We start from the raw sequence: 20582 nt of genomic DNA, 5'->3' as shown, positions 1-20582 counted from the left end.
ATGGCAATAGCTGGCTTTGTGAAGCGAATAAGAGATATTATGCGTCTGGATGCGGGTATCAATGGTGATGCCCAGCGCATTGAGCAGTTGGTATGGATTTTGTTTTTGAAGGTATATGATGCCAAGGAAGGAAACTGGGAATTTGATGATGACAGCTATCAGTCCATTATTCTGGAACAATTCCGCTGGCACAACTGGGCCAATGACAAGAGCCTGACCGGAGAAAAATTGCTGAACTTTATCAATAATGAGCTGTTCCCGGCTCTGAAAAATCTCAATGTATCCAGCGATACCGAAGCAAGAAAGGCCATTGTGCAGGCCACCTTTGAGGATGCCAATAACTATATGAAGGATGGCGTTCAGCTTCGTCAGATTATTGATGTAGTAAATGAAATAGATTTTGACGATGTTACTGAAACCCATGCCTTTGGGGATATTTACGAAACCATCCTGAAGGAACTCCAGTCTGCGGGTTCCTCTGGTGAATTCTATACCCCAAGAGCAGTGACAGAATTTATGGCTGAAATGATAGAGCCAAAAATCGGTGAAACTATGGCGGATTTTGCCTGCGGTACCGGCGGCTTCCTCACCAGCTGGCTGAAGCAGTTGAAAGCCCAGGAGAAAAACACTGAGGACAATGAGAAAATAAACAACTCCATTTATGCCGTGGAAAAGAAGCAATTTCCATATATGCTCTGCATTACCAATATGCTGCTCCATGATGTGGAAAATCCAAACATTGTCCACGACAATTCCTTGGCCAAAAATCTCTTGGATTATACCGACAAGGACAAGTTTGACAAGATTTTGATGAACCCGCCTTATGGTGGCCATGAGAATGCTGCCATCAAGGGCTATTTCCCGGATGATCTGGCCAGCAGTGAAACCGCAGATTTATTTATGTCTGTTATTATGTATCGGTTAAAGAAGAATGGCCGGGCGGCGGTTATTCTGCCAGATGGCTTCCTCTTTGGCAATGATAATGCCAAGACCAGCATCAAGAAGAAGCTGCTGGGAGAATTCAATCTCCATACCATTGTCCGTATGCCAAGCAGTGTTTTTGCCCCTTATACCAGCATAACCACCAATATTCTGTTCTTTGATAATACCGGCTCCACCAAGGATGTTTGGTTTTATCGGATGGATATGCCGGAAGGGTACAAGCACTTTTCCAAGACCAAGCCAATGAAGCTGGAGCATTTCGAAAAGGTGAAGGAATGGTGGAACAACCGGCAGGAAATAACTGTGGAAGAATGGCCAAAGGCCAAGAAATTCACAGCTGCCGAAATTGCTGACAATGACTTTAACCTTGATTTGTGCGGCTTCCCACATGAGGAAGAAGAAATACTGCCACCGGATGAATTAATAGCGTCCTATCAGGCAAAAAGAACCAGCCTCAATAAGAAGATAGACAATATTTTGGCTACAATTGAAACCATGCTGGAGGAAAAAGGATGACACCACAACAGTTAAAAAACAGCATACTCCAGCGGGCTATTGAAGGAAAGCTGGTGGAACAGCGCCCAGAGGACGGTACTGCCCGGGAATTGCTGGAAGCCATAAAGGTAGAAAAAGCCCAGCTCATAAAAGAAGGGAAAATAAAGAAAACCAAACCATTGCCACCTATCAGCGAAGATGAAATACCCTTCGATGTGCCGGAAGGATGGGAATGGGTGAGGTTAGGGGATATTACTTCTAAAATTGGTGCTGGAAGTACACCAACGGGTGGAAAATCTGTATATTCTGAGTCTGGCATTAAGTTTTTGCGCTCACAAAATATATATAATGATGGTCTGAAAATGGCTGGAATTACATATATTAGTGAAGAAATTAATAATCGTAAACAAGGAAGTATTGTACAAGCGAAGGATATCCTTCTCAATATAACTGGTGGTTCTATCGGAAGATGTGCATTAGTGCCAGATGATTTTGATATTGCTAATATAAATCAGCACATACTGATTATTCGTAACATAAACGAGTTATGTAGATACTATATTCATACTGTATTAATTTCGCCTTACATACAACAGATGATAATGTCTGTCCAAGTTGGGGTATCAAGAGAAGGATTAAGTGCAGAAAAAACAAAGAATTTTCTTATTCCACTCCCACCATTACCTGAGCAAAAACGCATTGTGGCCAAGATAGAAAAACTCCTGCCACTGGTGGACGAATATGACCGGGCCCATACCAAAATCACTGAATTAAACGGTAAATTCCCGGAGGATATGAAAAAGAGCATTCTCCAGTATGCCATTGAGGGCAAACTGGTGGAGCAGCGCCCAGAGGATGGTACTGCCCAGGAATTACTGGAAACCATCAAGGCAGAAAAGGCCCAGCTCATAAAGGAAGGGAAAATAAAGAAAACCAAACCATTGCCACCTATCAGCGAGGATGAAATCCCATTCGATGTGCCTGAGAGCTGGGAATGGGTGAGATTGGGAGAAGTTTTACTATCATTAACAGATGGTACACATAGTACACCACATTATACTGAAAGTGGGGTGCCATTTTTATCAGTAAAAAATATTTCTTCTGGAAAAATAGATTTTAATAACACAAAGTTCATATCTGTAGATGAACATGAAGAATTAAAGAAGCGTTGTTACCCACAAAAAGGAGATATTCTATTAAGCAAAGTTGGTACTACTGGTATTCCAGTTGCTATAGAATCAGATAAGGAGTTTAGTATTTTTGTTAGCATTGCGTTGTTAAAGTATACGTCTGATATTGATACATATTTTTTTGTCAAATTATTAGAATCACCCATTGTACAAGAACAATGTAAATTAAATACCAGAGGTGTTGGCAATAAAAATTGGGTTTTGCGTGACATTGCAAATACAATTATCCCTCTCCCACCATTGGCCGAACAAAAGCGCATTGTGGACAGAATCGAGCAACTGTTGCCATTATGTGATAAATTAGCTGCATTGAATGAGGCTTAAAGGAAAAACCTGCTCATAAGTGTTTAACTTTTGGTAGCAGGTTTTTTACATACAACGAATAATTTTTTTGGGGAGGTAATATTAGTGAATACACTGGTTATTGGTAATGGTTTTGATTTAGCACATGGGTATCCTACCCAATACAAGGATTTTATGAACTTCTTTCAATTATGTGAAATTGTTATTGAAAGGAAATCTAATAATGCAAACACTACTTTAGAAGAAATAGAAAAAAATTATAGCGAGCTTTGGGAAAAATTAGCAAGGTGTATGCAAAATACTCTTCAGGAAATAGATATTAAGGCAGGTAATATTAATTCAATAGTTCCACAGTATATGGAAGAATACTATAGTGAAGGAAAAAGAAATTGCTGGTATGAATACTATAAAGCCCTTCTTCGTAATGATGATAGGCTAGTAAGAGAGTGTATTCGAATTAACGGTGATAACTGGGTAGATTTTGAGAAAGAAATATCTCGTGTGATAGAAAAAATAGAAAAAGATGAAACAATTGAGATGGCCTTAAAGGATGGAGTGAATGTAAGAAATATAGGTAGCAGAATTGATTTACAAACATATATGGATGAAAAAGGGGAAGGATTAATCACCTACATTCGGCAGCGTAATGTCTACTTTTTTAACATGGATAAATTCATAAAGTATCTAAGAAAAGAACTAGATGTGTTTATAAACTTTATGGATGAGTATATTAAGTTTATAGAGCTAATGGATAATCACATAGAAGTAGAAGATTTTGTAGATGAAAAGGGTAAAGCACTTGTTTTTGATAGAGTAATTATCTTTAACTATACTGATATATTTAGAATGAAATATAGGAAACTTATGAATAGGGAAGACAATATAAACTACAATGGGAAAATAGAATTTGTTCATGGGAAAGCAGGTGAAATCCATGGAGAATATATAAGCAATTTGGTGTTAGGGTGTGAAGAAACATTACCTGATTTCAATGCTAGCAAAGACACAAGATGCGCGTATTTTAAAAAATATATGCAGCGTGAAGTAAAAAATACAGCTAGAAAGTATACTAGATTTTACGACGATAGTTCGCCAATTGACAATACTGCGTATTTTTTTGGTCATAGCTTAGATGTAAATGATGGCGATATTATAAGGGAAGTTATAAAAAATAATAATCGCATTGTAATATATTATTATGACTACGATGCTTGTATTCAACAAACACAAAATTTAATCAAAATATTGGGTAAAGATAAATATTTGGTTGACAAATGGAAATTTGAAAATAGAGCCATGATAAATAATAGAATAGATGTATAGCAAAATATGCTAAATATTAAATTTCACATAAAGGAACACCTGTCTAAAGAAAATTGCCAGATGCTTTGTCGGGATTGTAATTTAAAGAAGTCGAATAAGTGATTAAGGTAAAACAAAAAGCGGAGCCAATTTAAGACTCTGCTTTTTGTTTTATCTACGTTATTTTATATATTATGTTTGTTACGTATGTAGAGTGTCTGAAATATCCTGGGGACTTTTTACACTGATATAGACAACCTTCAATAAAATAATAATTAAGAGTACCAATGTAGGGTTGTCCATTGTGCCTATAAGTGCATAAAAAGGAGATAGGAGGGATTCAATTTCGGTTGGTGTCGTATTTAACCAATTATGAGTTATCCTTTTGGCGACTATTTTAGATTTAATCATAATAGTTTGTGACTTTTTATAATTAACCTTTCTAATAGCCTTTTGTGTCGTATGTTTGGGTGGTGTAGTTAGTAGGTTATATAATACTATATCAATATCTCGTATCTGTTGTAATAAAGGTTGTGCATTGATGAGGGCCTGTTGCAAACTCTTTAGTTCAGGACTTTTTGCTATTTGGGAATGAATATTGATTATAAATAATGAGTAGTCTATAGATAATGAATTTATTTGCTGACATAAATTCATAAAATCCTTATTTTTCAATAGTTCGGATTGAATATTGGCTAAGTTATTTGACCATTGTGCTTTTAGTGAATATAGTTGTTTAAAAAAATCTATAGTTTCTGGTGAGTTGAATATTTCGTTCATTTGTGTAATAGGATCATTAGCTTGAGGAGCCATATATTTTCCTCCATATATAAGAACACAGTTTAATTGTATTTACTAAATTATAATTTTTTCACCATAAAATGTCACCCTTGAAGTGTTTTCTCCAGTGGAAATAGAGCAGGAATATTTTGTTTTAATATCGAATAAACAAAGTTGATTAGTGTTGTTATATTGGGAGGATATCCTTATGGCGGAATTAAGCTTACTTGAAGAAATTAAAGACTTGCGTACAGTATGGCCACATGAAGCAAATGACTTTACTCCATGGTTGGCCCAGGATGAAAATATTTCCCTTCTTTCCGACACTTTAGGCATAGATATTACTGTAGATGAAACAGAGTCCTCGGTTGGTGATTTTAATGTTGATATATTTGCCAATGAAACTGGGACTGACCGAAAAATTATCATTGAGAACCAGCTGGAGGATACAAATCACGATCATTTGGGCAAGTTGATAACATACGCTTCTGGTAAGTCTGCCAATATAATTATTTGGTTGGTGAAGAAAGCCCGTGAAGAACACAAGGCAGCTGTTGAATGGTTGAATAGTCACACGGATGAAGAAATAGGCTTTTTCCTGTGCGAAATTAAACTATATCGTATTGGTAACTCTAAGCCGGCCGTGAAGTTTGATATAGTAGAAAGGCCAAATGATTGGGCCAAAGAGATTAAAAAGAACGATGCTTCTAATCCAACTAAGCAAAGGAGATATGAATATTGGGTAGCCTTTCAGGATTATGTTTTTCAAAATGCTGATTTTTCAAAGAATTTTAATCGGAGAAAACCATCTACTGACCATTGGATGGACTTTACCATTGGATCATCAGCGTACCATCTTGCTGTGTTACAAATTCAGAAAAGAAACGAATTGGATGTAGAAATCTATATAAATGATGATAAGTCATTATTCTATACTCTGTTTAAAAATAAAGAACAAATTGAGCAAGAAATTGGAATGGAGCTAGAGTGGCTTGAATTACCTAACAAAAAGGCCAGCCGCGTTCTAATAAAGAAAAATGTCAATTATGATGACAAAACACAATGGGCTGGGCAATTTGAATGGCTTATTGATGTTATGATAAAAATGAAGAAAGCAGTAAAGAAATATATTTAAATATGCAATGAGTAAGTTTAAAGTATAGACCAATATATATAATATATATCGGTGTGAGGAGGTGCATTCCTGGTGAATAAGCATGCGTATATCGATCACGTGGCCATTACAGTGACGGATATTGAATGGCATATTAAATTTTTTGAGGAAATATTGGGGATGACCATAACCCGTCGGCGGGAGAATGAGGGTGTATTGCAGCAGGTCTGGTTGGATGGAGGCATTCAGCTGATTGCTTCTGATGACAATTCAGGGGTAGGTAAAGCTCATCATTTGGGGATACGGGTGCAGGATTTTAAGAACACCATGGCTAAAATGCTTGCTTATGAAAAGGTGAATTCTATTCCGGGAAAGCCCGAAAAATGGGTGCAGTTGCCAGATGGAGTGGTATTGGAGCTATTTGAAATGCCAAATCAATAAAGGGAAGTTAACTATATCAAAGGCTCCCACACTGCCATTATCGGTAGTAAGGGAGCCTTACTTTATGTAGACATAATATGGCTGCTCTCTTATAAATTGAATGAAAAAAAGAAGCCGCCTTGTTAGAGCGGCTTCTTGGATGAGTGGGATATTGTGGCACCAGCTTTTGTCATGATTGGTGGGCTCGTTCTTCATTTTATTTGGCACTATGCTTGGTTGAAAGTGGCGGCAAAGAAAATCATTTTGAAAAAATAGTAAATAGCTATATTTGTGGGTACTACCTTGTATCAAATTCTATTGACAAGATTACGCAGCTGATATATTTTTTAGTAAATCACTAATGGAGAAGGCCATTGTCGAAAAGTCGGGTAGTGATACAAATGAGAAACGGAGGCTACTAATAATGAAAAAAACAATCTCAATTCTTTTTGCACTGTTAATTATCTTGGCAATACCTTCTTTAGCGACAGAAGCACGGGAGATGCCTGTGGGTGAGTCGGTATATGATATGGAGGAATCCACGGGGGCGACCAATGCTCCTATTTCAATATATTGTTATCGGGCAGCCAGCTGGACAGCAGGACGGCCTATTGTATTTGTTTTTCATGGTATGAACCGCAATGCTGATGATTATCGTGCTGGCTGGGAAAGTCTGGCTGAAAAAGATGGCCTGTTTATTGTTTGCCCTGAATTTACTGAGGAAAAATATCCGGGTTCTCGGTATTACAATACGGGCAATATCATGGATAAAACCAATGGCAAGGGGCATTTGCAGCCAAAGGATAAGTGGGTATTTCCAGTAATCGACAAGATTATTCGTGATGTGAAGGCAAGAATGGGAGCAGAGAACAGTTCAGTGGCTGTTTTTGGTCATTCGGCCGGCGCCCAAATGGTTCATCGTTATGCCCTGTTTGGTGGTGCAACTGAGGCCGATCTTATTATGCCAGCTAATGCAGGTTGGTACACTATGCCAAATGCAAATGTAAGATTTCCTTATGGATTGGGTGGTGTTCCAATGTCAGAGTCAGATTTGGCAATGGCCTTTGCCAAGCCTATGGTAATTCTTTTGGGTGATGCTGATACAAAAAGGAATGAAAATCTCCGCCAGACCCCGGAAGCCGATGCCCAGGGATTTACTCGTTTTGAAAGGGGGCAGCATTTCTTTTATCAGGGTTCCAGTGAAGCTGCCAGAATCGGAGCGACATTTAACTGGCAGTTAGTTACAGTTCCCGGAGTTGGCCATAACGGTGATGCCATGGCCAAAGCTGCGGCACAGATTATTGAACAGGTGTTGTTAAAGTAGCTGAAAGCTTTGGTATCCATTATTCAATACAATAGAGAGGTATTCAACTAAACAATTTCAGCCTTGATATCAATATATATCAGGGCTATTATTATGCCCAAAATTAAAAGGGGCTGCAGCCCCGAAGGGACTAGCTTCGCGTCGCTGCAGCCCCTATGTAACCGGAATATAGTGTAAGTAATTGTGCATTGGGCGTTTATAAATTGAATGAAAAAAAGAAGCCGCCTTGTTAGAGCGGCTTCTTGGATGAGTGGAATATTGTGGCACCAGCTTTTAAGCATCCACGACTTTTAAAGTGGGCCATATATAAGGATTGCCGAGTTGTTACCAGGGGCAACTTAGTTTAGAGGTCCAGTTCCCAGAGGCCCGGTCTCCTTCATAGGAGGATCACAAGAGTTGAGAGGTCCGGTTCCCAGAGGTCCAGTTCCCAGAGGTCCGGTCTCCTTCATAGGAGGATCACATGAACCGTATGGATAGTTGAGAGGTCCGGTTCCGCCTGCTATGGTCTGCATATCCTTTAAAGTAATTTCCATCTTTTTCATTTTCAAGCACTCCTTTCTGTTTGTGTTTTATTATCTCTTCTTGTCTATATATACGACTAAATGCCTATATTATTACAAAAAATTAGATTATATTTTGGAGGCCTGTTTTATTGTTCTGGAGAAAATCCCCAACACTCTAAAAACTTGGTATGTCACTTAGAAGTAAATCAATTAAATCGATATAACACTTTGACCATCATGGGGATATAAGGAACAAGAAGATAATATCATTAACATGAAATAAGGGAGGAAAACATCATGGCAAAGGAAAATGTAGCAAAGTTTTATGACAAGCTGGCCCAGGACACCGCTCTGGCTGAAAAGCTCAATGCACTGGACAAGGCTTTTGCTGAGGAAAATGATGCATCGGCTGATGATATGGCTGTCCGTGAAAAAGCAGCAGAGGCAATTGTTTTGCCGCTGGCCAAGGAAGTTGGCCTGCCATTTACCCTTGAGGAATTAAAGGAATATGAGCATGACCAGCTGAATGAAATGTCTCTTTCCGAGGATGAGCTGGAGCAGGTGGCAGGCGGAGTGCCTAAGAATACTAAAAGCCGCAACGGTGTCAATGCCTGTGCCTATATTGGCGTAGGCTTCGGCAGGACCAAAAAGGACGGCAAAGTAGCCTTCTGCATTATCGTTGGCGGCTCCAACGGTCCAGTAGCAGGATAATAATGATAGCTTAAGAGTGCAGGCTTCCAATTAATTTTGGAGGCCTGTTTTATTGTTTTGGGAGGTTTATTTTGAATAATTTGTATATCGTTGTAAATGCGCAGCATAGTGAAACTGCTGAAAAACTTATGTCATAACAAGTTGATCTTTTAAGTTTTACTATTATAGGTTGCTGACTGCTTTTGAGGGTGATTTTTATCTGTTTTCTAAACGAATGTAGTAATGGTACAATTATAGTGAAGATCGCTAACCACACGAGTGAGGCTGATGTCTTAAATTTACAGACTGGGAGGAATTCTTGATGAAGAGAATATTTTTATTGGCGATGGTGATAATTATGATATTCTTTTGCGGATGTGGGGGAGCAAATTCTGCTTCGACAGGGAAAGCTGCCTATCGTCAGGTTTCCTCTGACCAGGCTCGTCAGATGATGGAAACGGAATCCAACTATATTATTCTGGATGTACGAACCCAAAAAGAATACGCCGAGGGGCATATCCCCAAGGCCATTTGTATCCCTAATGAAGTTATCACCAAAGAGGCACCAGCACTTCTTCCCGACAAGGAGCAGAAGATTTTCGTCTATTGCCGTAGTGGTCGACGTAGCAAAGAATCCGCTCAGAAACTTGCCGACATGGGCTACAAAAATATCATCGAGTTTGGAGGAATAAAAGACTGGCATGGCGAAGTGGTAACTGAATAGATTGCGTGGTAAATGCGGTTGGGGGGCGTAAATTGGTATTATGAGTTTTGAGGAATTTACAAATCTGGCGGCAAAAAATTCCGCCAGCCTGGTACAGTACATGCTGAAGCATTGGTGATTTATAGTCTAATCATTTCACAAAAATTGGCCTGGCTCTAATCTATTGAGTCAGGTCTATTTTATAAGTGGTAATTATCTTTTGGGTACTGGAATAGGTTGATGATCCTTTGGAGAGCCATGCTTTTCAACATTCTTATGCTGTGTTGGATTTTTAAATTTTGTTAGAATTACAACATACATGTTATAAAAACTGCATTATATTTATCCTTGTAAACATAATTTTATCGAATTAAGTGTTATTAAATGTGTGTATTTGCAAGGGGGATATTGTACGATGAGTAATGAAATGTTTTGTTTTCAGTGTGAGCAGACAGCTGGCTGTGTTGGCTGTACCGGAAAATCTGGCGTATGTGGCAAGAAATCTGATACTGCCAAGTTACAGGATGAATTGACCGGTGCAATGATTGGCTTGGCCAGAGCAGTAGATAGTCATGGGGAAGCTGATGCCGATATTTATAATGTGATAATTGAAGGGTTATTTACTACCATTACCAATGTCAGCTTTGATAATGATGCTCTGAAAAAAATGATTGGCCGAGTTCGTGAGCAGCAGAACAGATTGGTTCCGGATTGTGCTGCCTGCATTTCACCGTGTGGGAAAAACAACGAATTCAATATGGATGATTTATGGACTGCCAATGAGGATATTCGCTCTCTTAAGTCCCTAATTTTATTTGGTATTCGGGGGATGGCAGCCTATGCCTATCATGCCAATGTATTGGGGTATACCAACGAGGAAATCAATAAATTCTTCTGTGAAGCCCTGTTTATGATTGGCTATGGTGAAGATGTAGACACCCTGCTTCCAGTAGTTTTAAGGGTGGGAGAAATTAACCTTAAATGTATGGCTCTGCTGGATAAGGCCAATACGGAAACCTATGGTACACCAGAGCCAACCACTGTTTCCCTTAGTGTGGAAAAGGGGCCGTTCATTGTAGTTACGGGTCATGATTTGAAGGACTTGCAGCTTCTTTTGGAACAGACTGAAGGAAAGGGTATTAATATCTACACACATGGAGAAATGTTGCCAGCCCATGCTTATCCTAAATTGAAAAAATTCCCGCATTTAAAGGGGAACTTTGGTACTGCATGGCAAAATCAGCAGAAGGAATTTGATAATCTTCCAGCCCCTATTTTATATACCACCAACTGCCTGATGCCACCGAAAAAGAGCTATGAGGATAGAGTATTTACTACTGAGGTAGTTGCTTTCCCAGGGGCAGTTCATATTGACGAAAACAAGGACTTTACCCCGGTTATTGAAAAGGCATTATCTTTGGGAGGATTTGCAGAAGATACTGAATTTACCGGTATTAATGGTGGTAGAGAAGTGACTACTGGATTTGGTCATAGTGCAATCCTTTCCCATGCAGATACAGTGGTAGAGGCAGTTAAAAACGGTGCGTTAAAGCATTTCTTCTTGGTAGCGGGCTGCGATGGCGCCAAGCCGGGCAGAAACTACTATACAGAATTTGTTAAAATGACACCAAAGGACAGCATTGTGTTGACCTTGGCCTGTGGCAAGTATCGTTTTAATGATCTTAATTTGGGTGAAATAGGTGGCTTGCCTCGTTTAATGGATATGGGACAGTGTAACGATGCCTATGGAGCCATTCAGGTGGCCGTGGCATTATCCAAGGCCTTTGGCTGTGGCGTAAACGAGTTGCCATTATCCTTCGTATTGTCGTGGTATGAGCAGAAGGCAGTATGTATTTTACTTACACTGCTGCATTTGGGAATAAGGAATATTAAGCTTGGACCATCACTGCCGGCCTTTGTTTCCCCTAATATTCTCAATTATTTGGTAGAAAACTATGGTATCGCGCCAATAACAACACCAGAGGAAGATTTGGCAGAACTATTGAAGTAACAAAAGATTGATGAAAGGGTCTTGGCTTGTGCTGAGACTCTTTTTATGTAAATATTTTCAATGCTACCCAGGCACCCCGGCTTTGGATTATTCACCAGAGCCGGGGCGTTTTTTAGTAAAAATTCTTCTGAGTCACAAGATAAATCGTTGATTAAAGACTACTTAGAGATATAATAAAAAATAGAGTTTAATATGCGGCGTGTTGGAACAGGTGGGTAGATGAATCGTATAGAATTAGAAACAGAACGTTTAAGGATATATGTAGCATCACTGGCAGAAATGGAGCAGATTATTGAGGTACAGATCAGCGAGGAGCTCAAAAAGGCCTACAATGAAATGCTGGATGGCTATCTTGACCATCCTGGGCAGGGAGAATGGTATGCAATTTGGCTGGTGACACGCCATGATGGAGTGCAGGTCGGAAATTTGTCATTCAAAGGTCTCAATGAAGATGGCTCAGTGGAAATTGGATATGGTATAGATGCTGAATTTCAGGGCCAGGGGTATGCTACGGAAGCAGTCAATGCTGTTGTTGACTGGGCCATGAAGCAGGATGGAGTATCGCGTGTAGAGGCTGAAACAGAGCTGGATAACATAGCTTCACAGCATGTCCTGGCAAAATGTGGTTTTGTCCTTAATGGAATCATGGGCGAGGAAGGGCCTCGTTATGTAAGAAGGGTATAGTCAAAGATGATAAAACGTGGCATTACAGTGTACGGAAATATCGAGACGGAAGCAGGGGAGAAGGTTCTTCACGACTTCGTTAATGGGGAGAAGGTTGTATACCAGCCTAAGCGGTAAAATTAATTCAATAAAAAAATAGTATCAGCAATTTTTAAGCCCTATTCGGAAGGCAGATGTACGCCAACTGAATAGGGCTTTGTAATATTAAATTTTAAAAAATTAAAAATGAGTTTTGACAGAACAGGGTGCCAACCATTAAGAATATGGTTGCAGAAGTGGTGGTTGTTTACGGGCAAAATAAAAAGGAGCTGCTAAAGCAGCTCCTTTTGTTGCTTATTTAAGGATAGCCAGAGATATTGCTTTCATGGACAATAACTTTAAAAGTCTGCAGGATGAGAGGTTTGGCCTGTATTGACCAGCTTCCCATGCTTCAACTGTTTTATTGCTTACACATAAAACCTTTGCCAATAAATTTGGTGTCAGATTATTTTCGAGCCTGATAGCCTTTATTTCGTTAGGCGTAAAGGTGTTGGTCTCTGTTGTCCGGGCATAATTGAGAGTTTCACTTAAAGTTGAAGAAATCATAGCAGCATATCCTTTTCATAAATTTAATAGTTGATAAATATAATTATCATATTTAATGGTTCTAAAGTAAATAGGAAATGAGGCACCATTTTTGAATAATAAATATGCGTGAAATAAATTTTCAATGTATAATTAAAATATAATTCATCTGTTTATGAGGAGGAACCCAATATGTACATAATTAAGAAAATTTTTCCTGTGATGGCAGCAATTTTGATGTTGAGTGCAACATCCTACGCCATGCCTAACCCTATGGTTATGTGTCCGTCAATTCTCAGCTGTGAGAAACAGGCGGGATTTAGTGCCTTGACTATGCCGCCGGGGGTGATGTGCAGGCTGGACGAGTGCTATGTTATCAGTGATAATATCATTGATTTGCGCTATACCGACTCCAAAGGCCGCAAATTTAATTTAAGGACGGCTCCTTTGGATCCAGGTTCACCGGATATCAGTGGTGTATATACTGACAAGTGGTATGAGGAAACCGTTGAGGGCATTGAAATGCACTTTGCTTTCATCGATACCAAGTCTGGTGCAGTTTACTGGAATGACGGCAAATTCAGCTATTCCATCACTGGCAAGGAAGTAAGGCAGGATGATTTTAAGAAATTTGTTTCCACAATGTACAAGTCCGTTCGTCGATAATGATAAAAATCTTCCATATTGTTTATGATTGCGAAAAAGTGTATACTAAGATGGCTTAGGCTTAGAAAAATATTTTTTCACTTAATTTAATGGAGGATGAACAATATGAGCCTCTTTATTGTTAAAGAAGCAGAAAGATGTTTGCAATGTAAGAAACCAATGTGCATGGAGGGATGTCCGGCACATACGAATATCCCTCAGGTAGTCCAGGCTTTTAAGGAAAATCGCCTGCTGGAAGCCGGGGAAACATTGTTTGAAAATAATCCGCTGTCCCTTGTATGCTCTATAGTTTGTGATCATGAGGCACAATGTACGGGCCATTGCGTATTGGGCAAAAAGGGAAGCCCTATAATATTCTATGAGATAGAGCGCTTTATTTCCGATTCCTATCTGGACAGACTGAAGAAAAAAGGCGTTGCAGAAAATAACGGCAAGCAGGTTGCTGTTATTGGTGCGGGGCCTTCCGGCATGACTGTGGCTATTATTCTTGCCAAGCATGGATATAATGTTACGATTTTTTACGATAATGACAAAATCGGTGGTATGCTGCAGTACGGCATACCGGATTTCCGCCTGAACAAACAAATTCTGGAAAGATACAAGAACGTCATGCAGCAGATGGGTATCCGTTTCCGTCCAAATACTGCCATTGGTGAATCAATTACCATTGAGAATTTGAAGCGTGATGGATATGCTTCCATTTTTGTGGGCACCGGAGTATGGCGCCCTAAGATGCTTGGAATTGAAGGAGAAACCTTGGCGAATGTTCACTATGGTATTTCTTATTTGGGAAATCCGTCGGTATATCAGCTGGGGAACAATGTGGCTATCATCGGCATGGGAAATGTGGCCATGGATGTGGCCAGAACAGCACTTCGTCATGGCTCGGAGCACGTAACCTTATACGCCAGAAGCAAGCGGATTGCCGCCAGCGAAAACGAGGTGGAATTTACCCGCCTGGATGGGGCAGAGTTTGTGTTTGGCCGGGCAATTGAGAAAATTACGCAGAGTGGTCCGGTATTCCGTGTAGCAAAGTTTGATGAAAATGACAATGTAACTGGATACGAGGAGGAGCTGGAGCAGGTAGAGGCCGACTCTGTAATAATTGCGGTCAGCCAGGCTCCGAAAAACAAGCTCATTCTCACGACTGAGGGCCTGGAAGGAAACGACAGGGGACTGCTGGTAATTGATGAAAACTGCATGACTACCTGCGAGGGAGTATTTTCCGCAGGAGATGTGGTGCATGGCTCAAATACTGTAGTAGCCGCAATCCACGAGGCCAAGAAGGCGGCAGCGGGCATGATGAAATATATGGAAGGTTAAGTATTGATAAAATCAATAACCCGTCTTTCATCCGCATTCAATATGAGGGAATCCGGGAAGCCTATTTCCTCAATAAATTTAGTTGCCAGGGCAAAATTCCCAACACCGGAAGGGTCATGGGCATCAGAGTCAATTACTATGGGAACATTGTGTTTTTCGCAAAGCTGCAGCATGGTGGTATAGTTTTCATAGCAATTTAACCGTACTTCTTTTTTTAAGAGGGAGCTGTTGTTTAGCTCTAATGCCACACCGTATTCCTTTGCTGCAGGAACAAGCTCCTCGTAGTTGAGGGGAGTGTGGTCATCATCCGGGTGAGAGACTATTTTCACCTTTGGATGCTTCATGCAATTTATTAGGTTGCGGGTGTTTTGTGCTTTTCCTGCATCGGTGTAGCATAATCCATGTATACCGACTATGGCATAGTCAAGCTTATTAAGCCACCTTTGCTCCAATCCAAGTTTTCCGTCAACGAGAACATTTACCTCACAGCCAAACAGCATATGAACATCAAATAATTTCTTCGGAATCACTTTTAGATTGCAGAAATAGAAGGGATCACATGTCCCCGGTATGCCGGGACCGTGCTCTGTAGTACCAAGAATTTTAAGCTGCTTTTCAGAGGCAGCCTGGGCATTTTCCCGTATGGTGCCATAGGCATGACCGCTGGCAAGTGTATGGGTGTGCAAATCAGCAATGAGTTTAACTGGCATAGAATTTCACTTCTTTCATTTGAAATTGATTTGATTTTTCATATTTCGTGAGATGGCCATAATTCACCTTCTTTTGTGGGGATTTTCCCGAAAATTATTATAAAAATTATTATATTACTGGAAACATAAAAAATGACACTCTGCATGCAGAGTGTCATTTGTGTTATTGTTTAACTGTCATGTTGAATAAATCCACAGCGCCAAGCTTATGACTTATGCTGTCCAGCATTTTATTCAGCTCGATCATTTCATTTTCAAGCCCGCGGATTTCAATCAGGGTGTCATGTATCTGTTCACCCAGTGCATAATATTCTTCGTAATTTACCAAAGAACGCCCCCCCTTTTTTATATATCCTCTCTCTGTGTACATTATATAATATTGTCCTCGAAAAAATAACTGGCCTAAAGACCAATAATTATGGGCGCCTTCCATGGTCCAAATGCCGGGTAAATTTTTACTTCCAAATTATTTGTAATAGAATTTATTAATATCCGTATATATAGGCAAAGATGATAATTGGGAGGCGATTAAAATGGCAGGATTGAATCAAAATAAAGTTCAGATCATTAAGAATACAATTGATGGCGAAAAGCTGGCGAAGATGATTCAGGAGATTCCTGAAGAGCGTGCCGAAAAGGTTTTTCAGAACAGGGACATTAAAAAATTGGCTGAAAGGCTAAGTGAGGACATGGGCTTGTTCGAGGCAGTAATGAGTGTCTATGATAATGAGAAGGCCTTTACATCCGCAATGTCAGCAGTTCCAGGCAACTACACAAGGGAAGAATTTGATGAATTCCGTATGGTTTACGCCAACCTTTTCCTGAAGGACTTCCATGAGAAGATATTCATGGGGAAAAAGCCTGCAAAGGTTCAGCTTACAGAGGAAGAATTGGATCAGGTTGCTGGCGGAGGTCCATTGGGTGCTATCTTTTCCTTTATTGGAAAGGGCGTAAACTTTGTGGTAGATAAGCTTCCGATAAGCGAATCAGCCAAAAAGTGTACAAAGCTTATAGTGAGCACAGTTAGTGGTGTAGCTTCTGTGGCTATTGGGACAGTGATGTGCTGTACCGGAGTAGGTGCCGTGGCAGGTGGTATTACCGTTGCCAGCGGAGCCCTGGATCTTGCTCATGCTGTTACTAATGCTGCTACCATGAATAAATAATTTAATAAAAAACGGAGTCATTTTTCGGGAATAACTCCGTTTTTTTTCGCCATTTTAGGGACATATTAAAGGAGTTGGCATTTATTTGTCGAAGGATAATCGAAAAAGAAGGTCTTTGGGCAGAAGGAGTGTTTTTTATGTGTGGATTATATAAAACTAAAAAAGCACATAGAAATATAAAGCTGGTGGCTTCCGTGCTGGCATGGATTTCCCTTGGCCAATCAGCTGCCGCCGCCCCGGCTGACTTTGAAACACCGGAATATTTTGCCAGCAACGGCCTGGATATTATCAATGCAGCTGAGGCTTACGACCAGGGACTTACAGGCAATGGACTTACCGTCGGTATAAGTGATATGCCCATAAATTTCACCTCACCGGAGTTCAATGACAAACAAAACAGCTATAATGTTAATGATTTTTATCCGATTTATACTGACAAAGATGGCCGGAAATACACCTTGAACGATGAGGGATATTGGTACTTTAGTTCTCATGGTACCCATACAGCTGGTATCGCTGCGGCCAGCAAAAATAATCTGGGCATGCATGGGGTTGCTTACGAGGCGGAATTAATGGGTTATCCATTTTATAGTAACTACAGCTGGCAGGGGGGAAAAGGCGCCGCTGACTGGATTGTTCCTTTCCTGAAAAATAAGGATGTAAAGGTAATTAACTGTTCCTGGGGAGTTGGATATTCCCCACTGGTCCTGTCCGAGTTAAACAATATAAATACCGTTAAGGCATATGTGGAAATCTTTGAAGATGATATTTTATACAAATTTATCAATTCCGCCAAGGAAAGTGACAAGCTGATTATCTTTGCCAACACCAACTATGGATTGCCAACTCCTGTGACTACCAATCTGGCGCACTGGATGGCTGGCAAAAGTGTACCCACCAATTCAGTTTCCGTTGCGGCGCTGGAGAACACAAAATTACTGAAGCAGACCAACTATGGAGGGATTGAGGGGGACTGTATTGTACCTTATTACAGTAACGGGGCCGCGTTCAATGAAGATGCCACAATTGTGGCGCCTGGTACCGGAATCACTTCGGCAAATTCAAACTATGCCTTTGATGGTGAATTGAACGTCACCTCTAACGGCACATCCATGGCCGCCCCATTTGCCTCTGGCACTGCCGTGTTAATACAGCAGGTCTTTCCCTATATGAACGCCAAGCAAATCGGGGATGTGCTGCTGTCTACGGCCAACTCAAATGTCACCTCCCGGCTGGGTTACGCCGTGACCTACATGGGTGATTTCCATCTGCCGGATGCATTGAATGTCTTTTATTTCGATGGAAAGAAACGGTCCTTGGCTCAGCAGAAGCAGGATTGTTACGAAGGGCTTTGTAATAATTTCACCGCTGATGAGGCTCAGTGGTTTGTTGACAATCTTCCTATCTGTGATTTTTACAATACGCCTATGGAAGACCTGATCGGCCAGGGGGTTGTTGATGCCGGCAAGGCAATAAAAGGGCCTGGTGCCCTTAATGCCCGGCGGCTTGACAAGAGGGATATGAGTAGTGAATATACCATTGGCGGCAGTTCTGCAAAGCAGGCCCTATATCATATTGACACGGCCGGGTATAATACGGTCTGGTCCAACAACATAAAGGAAATTCGGGTAGGGCTTATTGCGGCCGACAGCCCGGAGAAGGATTTGCAAAATCGCTATAATTATTACAAAACCAACTGGCTGGACCGGACTCACCATAGCTCCGGTGAAAAAGTAATCGGAACTGCCTTCGTAAGCTCTTACATAGATTTTTACAATAAGTGGGCCAGGGATAGTGGTCTTCTCAATTTGCCGGTAGGACTTATCAAATCCGGTGCCGGACAGCTGACCCTGACAGGGAACAACACCTATCAGGGGGCCAGTATTGCCAAGGAGGGCACTCTGGCAATAAATGGTTCCGTCATCGGTGATGCCTACAGCATTGACCATGGCATAATAGCCGGCAAAGGGGTTATTGGCGGCACATTATATAATCGCAATACCGCTGTGGCCGGTGATAATAACGGCAACGGGGAGCTGAAAATGAATGGGCTGGTTTCCTCGGGCACGCTTATAAGCCAGTGGACAGCACGGGGAAACAGCAAATTTGCGGTAGATGGAACTGCAAATATAACCGGCTCTACGGTATCAGCAAATAATATACTGCCGGGCGAAACATGGGATGTGCTTACGGCCTCAGCCATTGAAGGGAAAATCACCAACCCACCGGATAATCCTTATCCCGGTTCTGCCATGCTGAATACATCCGGTGTAGTACGGGGAACCACCTTAAAGGTATCCGCAGCCGCCGCAAATAATCTTGGCACCACCGACTTCACTGTAAATCAGTCCTTTGCGGCCATGTCAAATATGTGTGCTGCCCTTACGGCCAACGGCGATAATCGGCGTAATGATATGCGTCCATTGTTTGCCATGGATGTCGCTGCCGCCAAGACGACCTTATCAGCTTTGGGAGCCAATACGGCAGCCTACACAATGGCTCTGGCTCAAAGTAATGTAATGGCCAGCCATATTATTTCCTCCCGGCTGTCTGAAGCCTTTGCCCTGCGAAATACAAACGTGACCATGCCAAGGGCCGAGCTGGCCGGTGACTTATCCGCCGGTGATACCTCTCTGTCCTTGAAGCTGGACCAGCCGGTGGACAATGATTTTTGGTTTAAGGTCATGCGAAACTGGGGAGAGGGCAGTAACAGCAGCTATTATCAGGGTACCACCCTGGCCATGGGATGGGATCGTGCCTATGGACCAAGCTGGCGGGCTGGGGCATTCATCAGCCATGGCAATACTTCCTTTGCAGATGATTATGCCCACAACAATTTAAAAGATACCAGACTGGGGCTGTACGGCGGCTATAGCCAGGGGCCGCACGCCGGCTATATCTATCTGGATTATGGCTGGCTGGACAATGATCTTACCCGTCAATTGGGTGGCTTAAATCTTCAGGCAGCTGCGGATTATGGCAGCCGGATTTTGGAGCTGGGTGGTGAGTATACATACGATTTAAACGCCCATCAGATGAAGGCCTGGCATGTAATCCCTTATGCCAATGTTCAGCTGTCATGGCTGTGGCAGGATGGCTACAGTGAGCAGGGGGCAGGTATATTCGGCCAGCGGGTGAACAATAAAACCAACACCTATGGAGCAGGCGGCATTGGAGTGGAATTCAAGCGGTATCTGCATAATGGCAGCTACGGACTTCGTCTGGGGGTAAAGCACGCCTTTTGCGGAGCAGATCCGAGGCTCACCTACGGCTACATTGGCGATGATCTGTCCACCTATGAAATGCGGGGGCAGCTGGATAAAACCCACTTTATTTTGTCTATGAGTGGTGAAACCGAATTTGCTCCGGGCTGGACTCTGGCGGGGGATGCCATGCTGCAAAAGGGCTCTCATGACAAGGATGTTATGCTGGCAGTCACCTTACGAAGAATGTGGTAGTTTCATTAAATTTAGAGCAATTTATTGAGAAGCATAAGTAAAAGGCTCCGAAATTTCGGAGCCTTTTTTCGTGGTATCTGCCTATTTTTCGTCTTTGTCCAGTAAAATTTCCTTTAGAGTACCGAAGACCTTGCTGATGTCAATTGGCTTGGCCAGATGACCGTTCATACCCATATCCAATGCCCGCTGCTGGTCTTCCAACGTATGCAAGAGTAATTGCAATAGTTATAGGACTTT

The 20582-nt window shown here is 41.4% G+C and carries 21 protein-coding genes; 15 read left to right on the top strand and 6 right to left on the bottom strand.

Annotated features, from left to right (window positions below; all coding sequences use genetic code 11):
* The 4 genes from D081_RS05970 to D081_RS13095 all read left to right on the top strand — a co-directional run bounded on the left by D081_RS05970 (position 1) and on the right by D081_RS13095 (position 4355).
* On the top strand, positions 1–1458 hold the full coding sequence (locus D081_RS05970) for a class I SAM-dependent DNA methyltransferase (protein ID WP_085023227.1): 1458 nt from the start codon (positions 1–3) through the stop codon (positions 1456–1458).
* The gene (locus tag D081_RS05965) at positions 1455–2951 is read left to right on the top strand and encodes a restriction endonuclease subunit S (RefSeq protein ID WP_085023226.1); all 1497 of its coding nucleotides are present in this window, start codon (positions 1455–1457) and stop codon (positions 2949–2951) included. The genes D081_RS05970 and D081_RS05965 overlap by 4 nt, the downstream gene beginning before the upstream one ends.
* Before the next feature lie 84 nt (positions 2952–3035).
* Complete coding sequence (locus D081_RS05960; RefSeq protein WP_158087575.1) at positions 3036–4253, top strand: AbiH family protein; 1218 nt, start codon at positions 3036–3038, stop codon at positions 4251–4253.
* A gap of 6 nt (positions 4254–4259) precedes the next feature.
* The gene (locus D081_RS13095; protein WP_143272143.1) at positions 4260–4355 is read left to right on the top strand and encodes an HNH endonuclease; all 96 of its coding nucleotides are present in this window, start codon (positions 4260–4262) and stop codon (positions 4353–4355) included.
* Between the two features lie 78 nt (positions 4356–4433).
* Here the strand turns inward: D081_RS13095 and D081_RS05955 are convergent, their stop codons facing one another.
* The gene (locus tag D081_RS05955) at positions 4434–5045 is read right to left on the bottom strand and encodes a hypothetical protein (protein WP_085023223.1); all 612 of its coding nucleotides are present in this window, start codon (positions 5043–5045) and stop codon (positions 4434–4436) included.
* Positions 5046–5220: 175 nt separating this feature from the next.
* Between D081_RS05955 and D081_RS05950 the strand changes: the two genes are divergently transcribed.
* From D081_RS05950 to D081_RS05940, 3 genes are all read left to right on the top strand, one after another.
* Positions 5221–6147 (top strand): DUF4268 domain-containing protein, encoded by a 927-nt coding sequence (locus tag D081_RS05950; RefSeq protein WP_085023221.1) that lies wholly within the window; start codon positions 5221–5223, stop codon positions 6145–6147.
* A 72-nt stretch (positions 6148–6219) separates the two neighbouring features.
* The gene (locus tag D081_RS05945; RefSeq protein WP_085023219.1) at positions 6220–6567 is read left to right on the top strand and encodes a VOC family protein; all 348 of its coding nucleotides are present in this window, start codon (positions 6220–6222) and stop codon (positions 6565–6567) included.
* A gap of 403 nt (positions 6568–6970) precedes the next feature.
* Positions 6971–7870 (top strand): hypothetical protein, encoded by a 900-nt coding sequence (locus D081_RS05940; RefSeq protein WP_085023217.1) that lies wholly within the window; start codon positions 6971–6973, stop codon positions 7868–7870.
* Positions 7871–8208: 338 nt separating this feature from the next.
* Here D081_RS05940 and D081_RS05935 read toward each other — a convergent pair whose 3' ends face one another.
* The gene (locus D081_RS05935; RefSeq protein WP_085023215.1) at positions 8209–8412 is read right to left on the bottom strand and encodes a hypothetical protein; all 204 of its coding nucleotides are present in this window, start codon (positions 8410–8412) and stop codon (positions 8209–8211) included.
* A gap of 258 nt (positions 8413–8670) precedes the next feature.
* Between D081_RS05935 and D081_RS05930 the strand changes: the two genes are divergently transcribed.
* The 4 genes from D081_RS05930 (at position 8671) to D081_RS05915 (ending at position 12461) form a co-directional block, all read left to right on the top strand.
* Complete coding sequence (locus D081_RS05930; protein WP_085023213.1) at positions 8671–9084, top strand: Nif11-like leader peptide family natural product precursor; 414 nt, start codon at positions 8671–8673, stop codon at positions 9082–9084.
* A 301-nt stretch (positions 9085–9385) separates the two neighbouring features.
* A complete protein-coding gene (locus D081_RS05925) occupies positions 9386–9787 on the top strand; it encodes a rhodanese-like domain-containing protein (protein WP_085023211.1) in 402 nt (133 codons plus the stop codon).
* 394 nt (positions 9788–10181) lie between these two features.
* Positions 10182–11777 carry a hydroxylamine reductase gene (gene hcp, locus D081_RS05920; RefSeq protein ID WP_085023209.1) on the top strand — a complete coding sequence of 532 codons (1596 nt, stop codon included), beginning with the start codon at positions 10182–10184 and terminating at the stop codon, positions 11775–11777.
* Between the two features lie 219 nt (positions 11778–11996).
* Positions 11997–12461 carry a GNAT family N-acetyltransferase gene (locus D081_RS05915; RefSeq protein WP_085023207.1) on the top strand — a complete coding sequence of 155 codons (465 nt, stop codon included), beginning with the start codon at positions 11997–11999 and terminating at the stop codon, positions 12459–12461.
* Positions 12462–12794: 333 nt separating this feature from the next.
* On the opposite strand, the gene D081_RS05910 is transcribed toward D081_RS05915, so the two are convergent.
* Positions 12795–13046: a DNA-binding transcriptional regulator gene (locus tag D081_RS05910; RefSeq protein WP_085023206.1), complete on the bottom strand. Its 252-nt coding sequence runs from the start codon at positions 13044–13046 to the stop codon at positions 12795–12797.
* 171 nt (positions 13047–13217) lie between these two features.
* On the opposite strand from D081_RS05910, the gene D081_RS05905 reads away from it, so the two are divergent.
* Both D081_RS05905 and D081_RS05900 read left to right on the top strand, forming a co-directional pair.
* On the top strand, positions 13218–13691 hold the full coding sequence (locus tag D081_RS05905) for a hypothetical protein (RefSeq protein ID WP_085023204.1): 474 nt from the start codon (positions 13218–13220) through the stop codon (positions 13689–13691).
* A 105-nt stretch (positions 13692–13796) separates the two neighbouring features.
* Positions 13797–15014 (top strand): FAD-dependent oxidoreductase, encoded by a 1218-nt coding sequence (locus D081_RS05900; RefSeq protein ID WP_085023202.1) that lies wholly within the window; start codon positions 13797–13799, stop codon positions 15012–15014.
* On the opposite strand, the gene D081_RS05895 is transcribed toward D081_RS05900, so the two are convergent.
* Together D081_RS05895 and D081_RS12620 are read right to left on the bottom strand one after the other, a co-directional pair.
* Positions 15011–15724, bottom strand: coding sequence for a phosphatase (locus tag D081_RS05895; protein WP_085023200.1), 714 nt, complete (start codon positions 15722–15724; stop codon positions 15011–15013). The two genes, D081_RS05900 and D081_RS05895, sit on opposite strands and share 4 nt — an antisense overlap.
* A gap of 163 nt (positions 15725–15887) precedes the next feature.
* Positions 15888–16052: a hypothetical protein gene (locus D081_RS12620; protein ID WP_158087574.1), complete on the bottom strand. Its 165-nt coding sequence runs from the start codon at positions 16050–16052 to the stop codon at positions 15888–15890.
* Between the two features lie 205 nt (positions 16053–16257).
* On the opposite strand from D081_RS12620, the gene D081_RS05890 reads away from it, so the two are divergent.
* Positions 16258–16887 carry a hypothetical protein gene (locus tag D081_RS05890; protein WP_085023199.1) on the top strand — a complete coding sequence of 210 codons (630 nt, stop codon included), beginning with the start codon at positions 16258–16260 and terminating at the stop codon, positions 16885–16887.
* Positions 16888–17024: 137 nt separating this feature from the next.
* On the top strand, positions 17025–20345 hold the full coding sequence (locus D081_RS05885; protein WP_085023197.1) for an autotransporter domain-containing protein: 3321 nt from the start codon (positions 17025–17027) through the stop codon (positions 20343–20345).
* A gap of 81 nt (positions 20346–20426) precedes the next feature.
* On the opposite strand, the gene D081_RS12920 is transcribed toward D081_RS05885, so the two are convergent.
* Positions 20427–20567 carry a response regulator gene (locus tag D081_RS12920; protein WP_143272142.1) on the bottom strand — a complete coding sequence of 47 codons (141 nt, stop codon included), beginning with the start codon at positions 20565–20567 and terminating at the stop codon, positions 20427–20429.
* Between the last annotated feature and the right edge of the window lie 15 nt (positions 20568–20582).

The organism is Anaerovibrio sp. JC8 (genome assembly GCF_002100115.1).
Taxonomy (GTDB): domain Bacteria; phylum Bacillota; class Negativicutes; order Selenomonadales; family Selenomonadaceae; genus Anaerovibrio.
This window is presented reverse-complemented; position numbering and strand designations above follow the sequence as displayed.